Genomic DNA, 12,651 nt, shown 5'->3' on the forward strand with positions numbered 1-12,651 from the left:
TGGCACGTTTCGGGGATCAGCTGATCGGAGGATCCGCCTACCGTTTTCCAGGTAACCAGACGAGCCGGGAGCGGGCCATGAGCGACTACGACATCGACTGGGAGATGGAGGACGGCCTCCACGTCGACCCCGACGGTGGCGCTGACCTGCTCTCCTCCGACCAGCAGTTCGACGAGCACCACGACGACTTCGGCGTCGACACCGAGGGTCACGACGGCGCGCACGTCGTCGACGGGGACGCGTTGGGCGACTACCACGACGAGCAGCCGAGCTTCGGCGACGTGAGCGACGAGGCGCAGTACATCGACGAGACCGACCTGCCCGAGTTCCACTTCGATCCGGGCTTCACCGACGGGTCCTACGACCTGGTCGGCGCCGACCGGCACGAGGCGGACCTGTGGTCGCAGCTGATGGTCGACATGAACGAGGACGTCAACCCGTACGCGCTCGGTTAGAGCCTGATCGCGGACGGAGGTCCGGCGCTCGCGTAGTACCAACCCTGTGCGGTGTCACAACCGAGGGCCAGCAGCCGGTCGGCCTGCTCCGCCGTCTCGACGCCCTCGGCTGTGACGCTCAGGTTCAGGGCGTGGGCGAGGCCGATCACCGCCGCGATGATCTTCTGGTCGACCGGGTCGGCGCCCTCCGGCGGGCGCAGCCCGGCGACGAACGAGCCGGCCAGCTTCAGGCTGTGCACGGGCAGGTGCCGCAGGTAGGCGAAGTTGCTGTACCCGGTGCCGAAGTCGTCGATCGCGATGCGCGGGCCGAGCGCGGCGAGGGCGTTGAGCGCCTCGGTCGGCTCGCCGCCGCTGCCCATGACGGCGCTCTCCGTCAGCTCCAGCTGGAGCCGGTCGGGGGCGAGGCCGGTCTGCTCCAGGATCGCCTTCACGTCCCTGACGATCGTGCGGTCGCGCATCTGCCGGACCGCCAGGTTGACGCTCATCACCGGCGCCCGGTCGCCGTGCTCGCGGTGCCAGCGGGCGGCCTGCTTGCACGCCTCGTGCAGCACCCACCGGCCGAGCGGCACGATCAGCCCGGTCTCCTCGGCCATCCCGATGAACGCGTCCGGCCCCAGCACCCCGAATCGCGGATGCCGCCACCGTACGAGCGCCTCGACGCCGATCGTCACGCCGTCGCCGAGGCGGACCAGCGGCTGGTACTCGACGAAGAACTCGCGCCGCTCCAGCGCGGCCGGCATGCTCGCCGACAGCTCGTAGCGGGTCACCTCGCGGGCGTGCCGCTCGGCGTCGAAGAGCGCGAGCCGGTTGCGGCCGTCGGCCTTCGCCCAGTACAGCGTCGTGTCGGCGGCCTTCATCAGCTCGCCGGTGCTGGTGCCGCGCAGCGGCTGCTCGACCACGCCGATGCTGGCCGAGATGCTGATCTCGTGCCCGCCCACGTGCACCGGCGCGCGGACGGTGTCCAGCGCCCGCTCGGCGACCGCGACGACCTCGTCGGTGCCGCCGGCCCGCTCGATGAGCACCACGAACTCGTCGCCGCCCATTCGGGCGACCAGCTGGCCGTCGCCGGAGATCGAGCGGGCCAGGCGTCGGGCGACGGTCTGCAGCAGCTGGTCGCCGACGTCGTGCCCGAGCGTGTCGTTGATGACCTTGAACCCGTCGACGTCGAGGTAGCACACGCCGACCCGCGACTCGGGCTCCTCCTCGGCGCCGGCGAGCAGCTCGGCGAGCCGGTCGAAGAACATCGTCCGGTTGGGCAGCTGCGTCAGCGGGTCGTGCAGGGCCTGGTGCCGCAGGCGCAGCTGGAGCAGGTAGCGCTCGGTGATGTCCTCGACCATCGCGACCAGCCACTTCGGCTCGCCGTCCTCGTCGCGGATGATCGACGCGACGAGGTCGGTCCACACCTGGTGGCCGTCCTTGTGGATGTACGGCTTCTCGATCCGGAACTGGTCCCGCCCGCCGGACAGCAGCTCCTCGAACATCCCGGCCGCGACCGGCGGGTCCTGCGGGTGCACGAAGTCCTCGAAGGTCATCGCCCGCAGCTCGTCCTCGGTGTAGCCGAGCATGTCGCACAGCGCCTGGTTGACCTCGATGACCACGCCGTCGACGGTGCTCACGCTCATCCCGATCGCGGCGCCGGCGAAGACCGCGCGGAAGCGGGCCTCGCTGACCCGCCGGCTCTCCTCGGCGCGGGCCCGGGCCCACAGCGCCGCGGTGCGGATCTCCTCCTGCTCGTCGAGGATCCGGTCGCGCAGCGCCTGCGCGTAGCCGGCGGCGAGCGCGCCCTGGATCTCCGCGACCCGCCTGGTCGGCGCCTTCGCGAACTGCTCGCTGAGCACCGCGACCGTGCGCTCCAGGGTCGTCGGCTCGGTGAAGTGCGCGGCGACGAGCGTGGTGCCGACCTCGCGTACGTCGCCGAGGTCGAGGGTCTCGGCCGTGAGCGCGTGGATGAGCCGGGTCGACAGGGCGGTGAGGAAGTCCTGCACCTCCAGGCCGCTCATCGACACGTAGCTGGTGCCGGCGATGGCCAGCGACCAGCTGCGGGCGAGCCGCTCGGCGGCTCGGTGCGGGCGGTCCCACGACGTCGGCGTGGGGCTGAGGGCGGTCATGATCGGTGGGTGCACTAGTCCTTGCGGGCGACGGCGGCGCAGCCGATCGCGTTGCCGTCGGGTGGGGTCTCGTCGTCCGGGTCCGGCCGCCAGTCGTAGGTCGCGACCACGCCCGGATCCACGATCGTGAGATCGCCCAGCAGCTTCCTGACCTCGTCGCTGCCGCGCAGGATCAGCGGCGTCGGCGACTTGCGGTAGACCTCCCACGCCGCGTCCTCGGCGGGGGTGAGCGGCCGGTCGAGTCCGGCGTGGGACAGCACCACGTGGCTGCCCGGGATGCCCGCGGCGGCGTACCCGCTGACGATGTCGGCGGGGCGCTCCTCGTCGGGCACGAAGTGCAGCACCGCGGCCAGCACGAACGCGACCGGCTGGGTGAAGTCGATCAGCCGCTGGACCTCGGGGGTGGTCAGCACGTCCGCGGGGGCGCGCAGGTCGGCGGCGACGACGGCGGTGTCCGGCACCTCGGCGAGGATGGCCCGGCTGTGCGCGACCGCCACCGGGTCGTTGTCGACGTAGACGACCTTGCCGCCCGGGACGAGCTCGTGGATGTTGCCCACGGTCGGGATGCCCGAGCCGAGGTCGATGAACTGCCGGACACCCTGCGCGCTCAGCATGGACACGGCGCGGCGCAGGAAGGCCCGGTTGCTGCGGGTCAGCGCGGCCACGGCCGGCATGAACTTGAGGACCTGCTCGGCGAACGCCCGGTCGGCGGCGAAGTTGTGCGAGCCGCCCAGGTAGTAGTCATAGACGCGGGCCACGCTCGGCTGATCGAGGTCGATGTCCGCGGGTGCCCAGCTCGGTCGCTCCACCGATCAACGCCTTTCGACCTCGGTCGTGCAGTCCGCACGTGCGTGCTGCGGTTCTTCGGGCGCCTGCGAGCATACGTGCGGGCGGGCGGGAGCAAAACCCACCGCCCGCCCACACGGACATCGATCAGGCGATCTTCGTGATTCGGGTACCCGGGCCCGGAGCGATCGGACCGGTCGCGAGGTGCGCGGTGAGGGCGTCGACGTCGAAGCCCGGCGCGTACACGCGGGTGGCGCTCGGCTGGTTCAGGTTGCTGAAGCCGTCGCCGCCGTTGGCCAGGAAGTCGTTCGTGGTCAGCTGGTACGTCGCCGCGGGGTCGATCGGCGTGCCGTTCAGCGCGAGGTCGCTGACCTTCGAGCCGAGCGGGGCCGACGCGCTGTAGGTGTAGGTGAACCCGGCGGACACCTGCAGGATCTTCTGCGTGGTCTGCCCCTCGAAGCCGGTGAACTGCTGCTCGAGGACCTTCTTCAGCTGGGCGCCGGTGATGGGCTGGGTGACGACCAGGTTGTTGAACGGCTGGACCGTGAAGGCCTCGCCGTACGTGACCTGGCCGGGCGCCTCGCCGCCGGGCGAGTTCGCGTAGATCAGCGACGCCCGGATGCCGCCCGGGTTCATCAGCGCGATCTGCGAGCCCGCGGCGGCGGTGTACTTGAGCTGCGCGTCGGCGATAACGTCACCGAGCGTCGACTCGCCGCTGGCCAGCGCGATGTTGGTGATGTCGGCGGTGATGCCGCCGATGACCTTGTTCGCCAGCGGGGCGACGGCCGTGCGGTACTTGTCGGCGATGACCTTGACCTTCGGGTCGACCAGCGCCGCGTTGCGCACGAAGTTGCCCGCCGCGTCCTTCTGCCACGTGCCGTCGGCGTTCTTCACGCCGTTCTCGACGATGACGTTGGTCGCGGACGCGTCGACGAACTTGCGCGACTTCTTGTCCAGCGTCACGCGGATGTCGGTGACCAGGGTGCCGGCCGTGCCCGCGCTCGTCACCAGCGAGCTGGCGCCCGAGGAGTTCGGCAGCTGGCAGGTGTAGAAGCGGTGCGTGTGGCCTGACACGACGACGCCGTAGGCCGGGTTGAGGCCCTTGACGATGTCGGTGATCGGGCCGGCGAAGTTGGCGCAGCCGGACGGGTCCAGCGGCGCGGGCGGGCTGCTCTGCAGACCACCCTCGTGGATCAGGAGGACCATCGACTTGATGCCGAGCCAGCCCAGCAGCGTCGCGTACTGGTTGGCCGTCTCCACCTCGTCGCGGAAGTCGACGCTCTTGATGCCGGCCGGGTTGACGATGCCGGGCGTGCCCTCGAGCGTCATGCCGACGTACGCGACCGGGACGCCCTCGTAGAGCCTGATCGTGAACGGCAGCAGGATCGGCAGCTTGTTGGACTTGTTGGTGACGTTCGCCGCGAGGTAGGGGAACTTCGCGCCGGCGAAGCCGTCGCCGTCCTGGCAGCCGTCGACGGGGTGGCAGCCGCCGAACTGGATGCGCTTGAGCTCGTCGATGCCCTCGTCGAACTCGTGGTTGCCGACGGAGGAGATGTCGACGCCCATCGCGTTGAGGGCCTCGATCGCCGGCTCGTCGTGGAACGCGGCGCTGACCAGCGGCGTGGCGCCGATGCTGTCACCGGCCACGACCGTGTCGCTGTTGCGCACGCCGTCGGCCTTCGCCGCGGCGCGCAGCTTCGTCAGCCAGGTGCTCAGGTACTCCGCACCGCCGGCGGGAGTGCCGTTGATGAGCCCGCCGCTGCCGGTCGGCGGGTCGATGTTGCCGTGGAAGTCGTTGAACCCGAGCAGCTGCGCGGAGGCCGTTGGACCCGTCTTCTGGGCGAACGACACGTTGGCCGGCGTGAGCGGCGTCCACTGGTCGGACTGCTCGGGCGCGCCGGACTTGGCTAAGGGCAGCAAGGCGACAACCGCGACGGCGAGCGCCGGCACCGCGAGGTGCTGGGCGATCCGCCGCGCGCGGGCGCGGGGCTGGGCCATGATCTCTCCTTTGGAAGACATGCGTCGACGGACATCCTTCCGCAGGCGTCGATCCGGCACGAGCGTCGGCGGGATACGGCTGGATTGCATGCGGGTGAATGCGAGGGTCCGTATCCGATCGGGCCGCCAAGTACACACGATCGTCGACGCTCCGCAGTGCTGTGCGGACGCAAGGTATCCGGTAGGTTTTTCGAAAGGAGGCAGACACATGTTGAGGCGAGCCGCGACCGTCATGGTCGTCGTCACGTCCGCGATCTGGGTGGCTCCCGCGCCGGTCCTCGCCGTCGACCAGGCCGACTGGCAGCCGGTCTTCTCCGACTCCTTCGACGACCCGGGCACGCTGCCGTCCGGCTGCGCCGCCTATGACGGCTCGTCGGAGGGCGCCCAGCCGACCTACTTCCGCCCCGAGGCGGTCACCGTCTCCGGCGGTCGCCTGCACCTCGCCCTGCACCGGCGCACCTACGGGGGCAAGCCGTTCGTCACCGGCGAGCTGCGCTGCCTCGGCGCAGCCCAGCAGTACGGGCGCTACGAGTTCCGGGCGCGCGTGCCCGTCGGCGCGGGCATCTCCTCGATCGCGATGCTGCGCCCCGTCGACCAGCAGGCGCCCCAGGACGAGTCGCAGCTGGAGATCACCGCCCGGCCCGGCGCCGAGACCGCCCTGGTGCGCAACGGGTCGGGCACCGGCACCTCGGTGCGCACGCTGCCCGGGCCCTTCAGCGACTGGCACTCCTACGCGATCGAGTGGTCCCCGGCCGGCTTCAAGGTCTTCGTCGACGGCAAGGAGCGCTCCACCGACCCCGGTGCGTCGCCGGCGCAGCGCTGGTTCGGCTTCGCGGTGACGACCAGTGAATCGGGCGCCCCGGGCACATCGACGACGCTGCCAGCGGAGTTCCAGGTCGATTATCTGCGGGTGTACGCGTTCGCTCCGGTCTCCTCGCTGCCGGCGGTGGCGGCGCAGCCGTCGACCGCGCAGAACGGGATGTCGGGCTCGCCGGGCGGCCACCGGTGGTCGCTGTGGCTGGCGGTCGCGGCCACGGTGATGGCGGCGGTGGCTCTCTTCGCTCTGGTGGTGCACAAGACCCGCCCGCATCGGCCGCCCCCGTCGCACCGCGCGTAGCGCGCCGCGACGGCTCCCGTTCGCGTCCGGCTTCTGCCCAGCACCCGCGCTGCGCCCGCGCCCGGGGCCCGCGCTGCGCCCGCGCCCGGGGCCCGCGCTGCGCCCCGTGCCCACGCTCACGCTCGTGGCGAACAGGGCTGCCGGATCGGCCCGCGGCGGCGAAGGATCGCCGGATGAGAATCCTCGTACTCGGCGGCACCGTGTTCCTCGGCCGGGCGGTCGCCCGGCAGGCCCTCGCCGCGGGCCACGACGTCACCTGCGCCGCCCGCGGCACGTCCGGCGATCCGGTCGACGGCGCGACGTTCGTCACCGTCGACCGGGAGGAGGCCGGTGGCCTGGGCGCGGTCGAGGGCACGTTCGACGCGGTGGTGGACGTCGCCCGCAAGCCCAGCCACGTCCGGCACATGGTCGCCGAGCTGGCCGGCCGGGCCGGTCACGTGACGTTCGTGTCCAGTTGCTCCGCGTACGCCGATGCGGTGACGCCCGACCAGACGTCCGAGACCGCGCCGCTGCTGCCGCCCGCCGACCCCGCGAACGAGGACCCCGCCGCCGGCGCCGAGGAGTACGGCCGGTGCAAGGTCACCTGCGAGGAGCTGGTCCGCGAGGGCTTCGGCGAGGTCCTCGTCAACCGGGCCGGGCTGATCGTCGGGCCCGAGGACCCCACCGGCCGGTTCGACTACTGGGTGGCCCGGCACGCCCGCGGCGGCGAGATCCTCGCCCCGGGCGACCCCGACGAGCGGGTGCAGTACGTGGACGTCCGCGACCTGGCCGACTGGATCCTGCGCTGCGCCGAGGAGGGCCGCACCGGCACCTACGACGGGATGGGCGCCCCGATGACCCGCCGCGAGTTCCACGCCGGGCTGCAGGCCGGGACCGGGGGCACCGGGACCCTCACCTGGGTGCCGCAGGACTTCCTGACCGGCCACGCGGTCGTGCCCTGGTCGGGCGCGCGGTCCCTGCCCCTGTGGCTGCCGCTGCCCGAATACGGCGGGTTCCTCACCCGGGACGTCACCCGGTCGCTCGCCGCCGGCCTGCAACCCCGCCCCCTTCCCGAAACGGCGGCCGCCACACTCGCGGCATTCAGTGACACTCGCCACATTACTGGTCTCACCGAAGAGGAAGAAGTCGAGCTGTTGCGGGAATGGCACGCACGGTAGGGGGTGGTGTGACGAGCCAGTCAGCATTTCGACAGACCGCTGCCCGCGTCGATTCCTGCGGATACATGTGCATTTGCCTGTCATGCGGGCGACTCTTGCCGATGAACAGCGGTGACCCCGGTCCCATCGAACGTCGTTCCCAGGGAACTCACAGCGAGTTTAGGCGTCTGACGGGCAGGAATACCACGTATCACTTGTTGCAACCGAAGCGAACCGGAGCTGCTCCCGAGTCGTCTAGGTAAGTGGTGCAACTCTCACGGGTCGTCACCGGAATCGCCCGCGAGGGTGGAATTCCGCAGGCCACGTGACCGTTGTGTAGGGGGCATACCCGGGGGGCACCCGTTTTAGCAGGGTGAAACGGGGAAGGCGAAGGATGGACGGGGAGGGGCCCGAAGGTGGAGAACGTGAAAGTGGAGATGCGACCCGATACAGGTGCAGAAGAGCGTGACCTGGTTGGTGTGTACCTGCATGAGATCTCCCGCACGCCGCTGCTCGACGCCGCTTCTGAGGTCGAGCTTTCCAAGGCGGTCGAGGCTGGTCTCTATGCGGAGCACCTGCTGGACGAGGGCCGGCTGCCCGACGGTGTGAGCGCCGCCGAGCTGCAGCGCCTCGTCGACGAGGGCGAGCGGGCCAAGGACCGGTTCATCCGGGCCAACCTGCGGCTCGTCGTGTCGATCGCGCGGCGCTATGTGCGGTCCGGCATGCCGATGCTCGACCTCATTCAGGAGGGCAACACCGGCCTGGTCCGCGCCGTCGAGAAGTTCGACTACGTGCGCGGCTACAAGTTCTCGACATACGCGACATGGTGGATCCGCCAGGCGATCAGCCGGGCGATCGCGCAGCAGGAGCGCACGGTCCGGCTGCCCGTCCACCTCGTCGAAGACGTCAACCGGATGCGCAACGTCGCGCGTCAGCTGACCCGCGAGCTCGGCAATGACCCCGAGCCCGAGCAGCTCGCCACCGCCCTCGGCGTCCCCGTCGAGCGCGTCCACGAGCTGAAGCGCTGGTCCCAGGACACCGTCTCGCTCGACACGCCGGTCGGTGATGACGGTGACACCAGCCTCGGCGACCTGGTCTCCGACTCCGACGCGCCGTCGCCGGAGGACGTGGTCCTCGCCGCCCTGGAGCGCCAGCGCATCGAGGGTCTGCTCAATCACCTCGACGACCGGTCCGCGGGCATCATGCGCGCCCGCTACGGTCTGGAGGACGGCCGCGAGCACTCGCTGACCGAGGTCGCGAGCCGGTTCTCCCTCTCCCGTGAGCGCATCCGCCAGCTGGAGATCCAGGCCCTCGGCCGTCTCCGCGAGCTGGCCCGTGCCGAAGGCCTCCAGGCCGCCTAGCCCGCAGACGACCCGCAGCCCCTGACCGTCCCGGTCGGGGGCTGCTTCCACATGCTGGGACGCTTAGGTCTCGTTTAGGTCACCGACCATCGATCGACGCCCACGTCCCGTAGCGGTGCCGGCTCACCCTCAACATTGCGGCACGACGCCCCGGGACCGGCCGCCGGCGCCCCGGCCCGTAACGCAGCGTCAGGAGCGGCGCGGGGCGGGTGCCCGGCTGGCGGCGCGGTGCCGGGAATCGCCCGCCGGGTCCCTTCGATGACGCGTCGCCCGGCTCGCCCGCCGACGTGCCCGCCGGCGGCCCGTCCTCCGGCCCGACCGGCGACGCCCCGGCCCGGGTGACAGAGGCGTCCCCTCCGTGCCGAGTCCTGGCCGTGCCGCGGTCCGGGTGGGTGGGGCGTTCCGGCTGGTCGGCGGCGTCCGGGCCGGCTGGGCGGCGCTCCTGCCCTGCCCTGGCCGTGCCCTGCCCTGTCCGTGCCCTGTCCGTGCCCGTGCCGTGCCGTGCCCGTGCCGTGCCGTGTCCTGGCCGTGCCGTGTCCTGGCCGTGCCGTGTCCTGGCCGTGCCGTGCCGTGCCGTGTCCTGGCCGTGCCGTGCCGTGCCGTGTCCTGGCGGTGCCTGCCGCGGTCCGGGTGGCGGCCCGGCTGGTCGCGGTGCCAGGGCCCGGGGTGGTGGGCCGGCGGTCGGTGGGCGGGGTCAGGGGCGCCGGGCCACGACGAAGAGGCGCGGGAATGGCAGGATCGTGCCGAACGGCTCGCGGGGGTAGCGCTCGCGCAGCGCGGCGGCCACCCTGGCCCGGAAGTCGTCGAGCTCCGCACCGGACAGGGCGTCGAAGTAGGGGCGCAGGCCGGTCCCGCTGAACCACTCCAGCACCGGGTCCTCGCCGGGCAGGACGTGGAAGTACGTCGTCTCCCAGGCGTCCACGGCCAGGCCGAGCCCGGCGAGGGTGCGCACGTACCAGGCCGCCTCCCGCACCGGCGTCGCGCCGCGCGGCCCCAGGACGGTCGGGTCCAGGATGTCCGCGTCGAGGATCGGCCCGCCCGTCGGGACCTGGAACGCGAGCGTTCCGCCGTCGTCGAGCGCCGCGGCGAGCGTCGGCATCAGCGCGGCGTGGTCGTCGACCCACTGCAGGGAGGCGTTGGCGACGATGACGTCCACGGAGCCGCGCTGCGGCCGCCACCCGGCGATGTCGCCGAGCTGGAACGACAGCTGCGGGGTGCCGAGCGCTGCCGCCTTCGCGAGCATCTCGGGGGAGGAGTCGATGCCGAGCACCGCCGCGTCCGGGTAGCGCGTCGCGAGGGTCGCGGTCAGCGTGCCCGGCCCGCACCCGAGGTCCACGACCGCGACCGGCGCGGTGGTCTGGATGCGCGCCACCAGCTCGTGGAAGGGCCGCGCCCGCTCCTCGGCGAAGCGGCTGTACTGCTCAGGATCCCAAGAGGCCATGCCCCGATCTTGCCGGGCATGGCCTCTTGGACGTGCTGTCAGGGCTTACTTGTGCGGTCTGCCGTAGCCGTACGTGTCGCTGCGGCCGTCGATCGACTGGACCTCGACGTTTCGGCCCGTCGTCGGGGCGTGGATCATCTTGCCGTTGCCGATGTAGATGCCCACGTGCCCCAGGCCACGGAAGAACGCCAGGTCGCCGGGGGAGAGCGCGGACCGTGAGATGTGCGTGGTCTTGCTCCACTGCTGCGCCGCGTTGTGCGGCAGGATGACGCCGGCCGCCTTCCAGGCGCCCATGGTCAGGCCGGAGCAGTCCCAGCTGCTGGGTCCGGCGGCGCCCCACTTGTAGGGCTCGCCGAGCTGGGCGCAGGCGAAGGCCACCGCCGCGTTCGCCGGTGACGTGCACTCGGCACCGAGCGCGACCTTGACACCCGTGGAGCCGGTGCCGCCGGTGGTGGAGCGGCGGCGGAGCGCCTCGAGCTTCTTGACGTCGCCCTCGATCTTCTTCTTCTTGGTCTCGAGCTCGGTCTTCTGCGCGGTCTCCGCGGCGAGCGTCTCGTCGATCTTCTTCTTCTCTTCGTCCAGCTTCGACTTGGCCGACGTGAAGTCGGCGATCTCGTGCTGCTGGTGCTTGCCGATCTGCTGCAGCGTGGTCAGCTGGTCCATGAGTGTGTCGGACGACCGCGCGTTGAGCACGATGCTGAGGTTCTGCAGGCTGCCCGCGCCCTTGAACGCCGCGACGGCGATGACGTCCACGTTGGCGTTGGCGTTGGCCATGTTGTCGACGTAGGGCTGGAGCTTCTTCTGCAGCTCGGCGGCGGCCGCCTGGGTGGTGGCCAGATCGCCATTGATCTTGTTGTAGGCCTCGACCAGGTCTTCGAGCTCGTCGCCCGCCTTCTGGATCTGGGCGTCGATCTCGGCCGCTGTCGGATCGGCCTTGGCGACACTCGCGGGCGCCACGATCGCCAGCGACACGACCCCGATGAAGAGCGTGCGCAGCAGGGACCGTTTGGTGCGGTGTCCAGCGGACAAGGGATGACCCTTCTTCACCGACCGCCTACCGGGTTAGCTGACGGGTTCGGGCGGGAAGAGTGCGCCCTACCGCGCTGTGCGGATTCACCCCAAGGACCCTGGGTCCCCGGCTCGACAGCGCCAGAGCGGCGCTCGACTCGGCGGCGCTTGCCCGGCGCCGCCCGGGGTGGGCGACGGACTGCCGTGCAGGCCAGGACATAACTTAACGTGATCACCAACGAAGCGAAACCCGCGAGCGTTGTTGAATATCGATTACCCCAAAAGTCCGAATCACGGCGGGTTGTCGCTCCACATCGGACAGTGACGCACCACAGAAGATGGTGTTGACGGACACACAATTGGGGCTTGATTCTGCTCTGAGACCCGGTTAAATACACGTAACTTTATTCACCGTCGATGCACATAGTTCGCCCACTCCGAACACCCCCGGAGGAGCGTCACCGGATGTTGCGTGTCCAGAACCTCGAGGTCGTCTACGACGACGTGATGCTGGTGCTGCGAGGCGTCAGCCTGCAGGTCCCACCAGGACGCATCGTCGCGCTGCTCGGCGCGAACGGTGCCGGCAAGACCACGCTGCTGCGGGCCCTGTCGGGCCTGCTCGGCGTCCACGACGGCGCCATCACCAAGGGCGCCATCACGCTCGACGAGAAGCCCATCCACCGGCTCAAACCGGCCGCCGTGGTCCGCCGCGGCGTCTCGCAGGTGATGGAGGGGCGCAGGACCTTCGCCGAACTGACCGTCGAGGAGAACCTGCGGCTCGGCGCCCACACCCGCCCGAAGGGCCGGGCGGAGGCGATGGACCGCATGTACACCCTGTTCCCCGTGCTCGCGCAGCGCCGCGGCAGCATCGCCGGCTACCTCTCCGGCGGCGAGCAGCAGATGCTGGCGATGGGGCGGGCGCTCATGTCGGACCCGGCGTACCTGCTGCTCGACGAGCCCAGCCTCGGGCTCGCGCCGCGCCTGGTCGAGCAGGTCCGCGACCTGATCGTGCAGATCAACCAGGCCGGCACCGGCGTGCTGCTGGTCGAGCAGAACGCGACCATGGCGCTGTCGATCGCCGAGCACGGATACGTGCTGGAGACGGGCAAGGTCGTGCTCGACAAGCCCGCCGCCGAACTGCTCGCCGACGACGACATCCGCGAGTTCTACCTGGGACGGGCCGAGCGGTCCTTCCGCGACGTGAAGCACTACAAGCGTCGCAAGCGCTGGCTGTCATAGAA

10 protein-coding genes and 1 riboswitch are annotated in these 12,651 nt (G+C 70.9%); of the genes, 5 read left to right on the top strand and 5 right to left on the bottom strand.

All coding sequences use genetic code 11. From position 1 onward, the window contains the following. The first annotated feature begins 77 nt into the window (after nucleotides 1-77). Nucleotides 78-455, top strand: a complete 378-nt coding sequence (locus ABD332_RS53395; RefSeq protein ID WP_344513679.1) for a hypothetical protein — start codon at nucleotides 78-80, stop codon at nucleotides 453-455. Here ABD332_RS53395 and ABD332_RS53400 read toward each other — a convergent pair. The 3 genes from ABD332_RS53400 to ABD332_RS53410 form a co-directional block, all read right to left on the bottom strand. Then, nucleotides 452-2,563, bottom strand: coding sequence for a putative bifunctional diguanylate cyclase/phosphodiesterase (locus ABD332_RS53400; protein ID WP_344513680.1), 2,112 nt, complete (start codon nucleotides 2,561-2,563; stop codon nucleotides 452-454). The two genes, ABD332_RS53395 and ABD332_RS53400, sit on opposite strands and share 4 nt — an antisense overlap. A gap of 14 nt (nucleotides 2,564-2,577) precedes the next feature. Next, nucleotides 2,578-3,372, bottom strand: coding sequence for an SAM-dependent methyltransferase (locus tag ABD332_RS53405; protein WP_344513681.1), 795 nt, complete (start codon nucleotides 3,370-3,372; stop codon nucleotides 2,578-2,580). A 124-nt stretch (nucleotides 3,373-3,496) separates the two neighbouring features. Beyond that, nucleotides 3,497-5,347 (bottom strand): bifunctional metallophosphatase/5'-nucleotidase, encoded by a 1,851-nt coding sequence (locus tag ABD332_RS53410; protein ID WP_344513682.1) that lies wholly within the window; start codon nucleotides 5,345-5,347, stop codon nucleotides 3,497-3,499. 208 nt (nucleotides 5,348-5,555) lie between these two features. On the opposite strand from ABD332_RS53410, the gene ABD332_RS53415 reads away from it, so the two are divergent. From ABD332_RS53415 to ABD332_RS53425, 3 genes are all read left to right on the top strand, one after another. Then, the gene (locus tag ABD332_RS53415; protein WP_344513683.1) at nucleotides 5,556-6,464 is read left to right on the top strand and encodes a glycoside hydrolase family 16 protein; all 909 of its coding nucleotides are present in this window, start codon (nucleotides 5,556-5,558) and stop codon (nucleotides 6,462-6,464) included. Nucleotides 6,465-6,637: 173 nt separating this feature from the next. Beyond that, nucleotides 6,638-7,621 (top strand): NAD-dependent epimerase/dehydratase family protein, encoded by a 984-nt coding sequence (locus ABD332_RS53420; RefSeq protein WP_344513685.1) that lies wholly within the window; start codon nucleotides 6,638-6,640, stop codon nucleotides 7,619-7,621. 416 nt (nucleotides 7,622-8,037) lie between these two features. Further along, nucleotides 8,038-8,961 carry a sigma-70 family RNA polymerase sigma factor gene (locus ABD332_RS53425; protein WP_344513770.1) on the top strand — a complete coding sequence of 308 codons (924 nt, stop codon included), beginning with the start codon at nucleotides 8,038-8,040 and terminating at the stop codon, nucleotides 8,959-8,961. Nucleotides 8,962-9,655: 694 nt separating this feature from the next. On the opposite strand, the gene ABD332_RS53430 is transcribed toward ABD332_RS53425, so the two are convergent. Next, nucleotides 9,656-10,402 carry a methyltransferase domain-containing protein gene (locus tag ABD332_RS53430; protein ID WP_344513687.1) on the bottom strand — a complete coding sequence of 249 codons (747 nt, stop codon included), beginning with the start codon at nucleotides 10,400-10,402 and terminating at the stop codon, nucleotides 9,656-9,658. A 45-nt stretch (nucleotides 10,403-10,447) separates the two neighbouring features. Next, a complete protein-coding gene (locus tag ABD332_RS53435) occupies nucleotides 10,448-11,431 on the bottom strand; it encodes a C40 family peptidase (protein ID WP_344513689.1) in 984 nt (327 codons plus the stop codon). Nucleotides 11,432-11,438: 7 nt separating this feature from the next. Then, a riboswitch (cyclic di-AMP (ydaO/yuaA leader) is annotated at nucleotides 11,439-11,584 on the bottom strand. 291 nt (nucleotides 11,585-11,875) lie between these two features. Here ABD332_RS53435 and ABD332_RS53440 point away from each other — a divergent pair. After that, nucleotides 11,876-12,649, top strand: coding sequence for an ABC transporter ATP-binding protein (locus ABD332_RS53440; RefSeq protein ID WP_344513691.1), 774 nt, complete (start codon nucleotides 11,876-11,878; stop codon nucleotides 12,647-12,649). Nucleotides 12,650-12,651 lie beyond the last annotated feature (2 nt).

This window comes from Dactylosporangium maewongense (genome assembly GCF_039531485.1).
GTDB classification, from domain to species: domain Bacteria; phylum Actinomycetota; class Actinomycetes; order Mycobacteriales; family Micromonosporaceae; genus Dactylosporangium; species Dactylosporangium maewongense.

What these genes read in the sequence shown, in the direction of transcription:
- ABD332_RS53395 (WP_344513679.1), top strand. Translation starts at nt 78, where the DNA reads ATGAGCGACTACGACATCGACTGGGAGATGGAGGACGGCCTCCACGTC.
- ABD332_RS53400 (WP_344513680.1), bottom strand. Translation starts at nt 2,563, where the DNA reads ATGACCGCCCTCAGCCCCACGCCGACGTCGTGGGACCGCCCGCACCGA.
- ABD332_RS53410 (WP_344513682.1), bottom strand. Translation starts at nt 5,347, where the DNA reads ATGGCCCAGCCCCGCGCCCGCGCGCGGCGGATCGCCCAGCACCTCGCG.
- ABD332_RS53415 (WP_344513683.1), top strand. Translation starts at nt 5,556, where the DNA reads ATGTTGAGGCGAGCCGCGACCGTCATGGTCGTCGTCACGTCCGCGATC.
- ABD332_RS53420 (WP_344513685.1), top strand. Translation starts at nt 6,638, where the DNA reads ATGAGAATCCTCGTACTCGGCGGCACCGTGTTCCTCGGCCGGGCGGTC.
- ABD332_RS53425 (WP_344513770.1), top strand. Translation starts at nt 8,038, where the DNA reads ATGCGACCCGATACAGGTGCAGAAGAGCGTGACCTGGTTGGTGTGTAC.
- ABD332_RS53430 (WP_344513687.1), bottom strand. Translation starts at nt 10,402, where the DNA reads ATGGCCTCTTGGGATCCTGAGCAGTACAGCCGCTTCGCCGAGGAGCGG.
- ABD332_RS53440 (WP_344513691.1), top strand. Translation starts at nt 11,876, where the DNA reads ATGTTGCGTGTCCAGAACCTCGAGGTCGTCTACGACGACGTGATGCTG.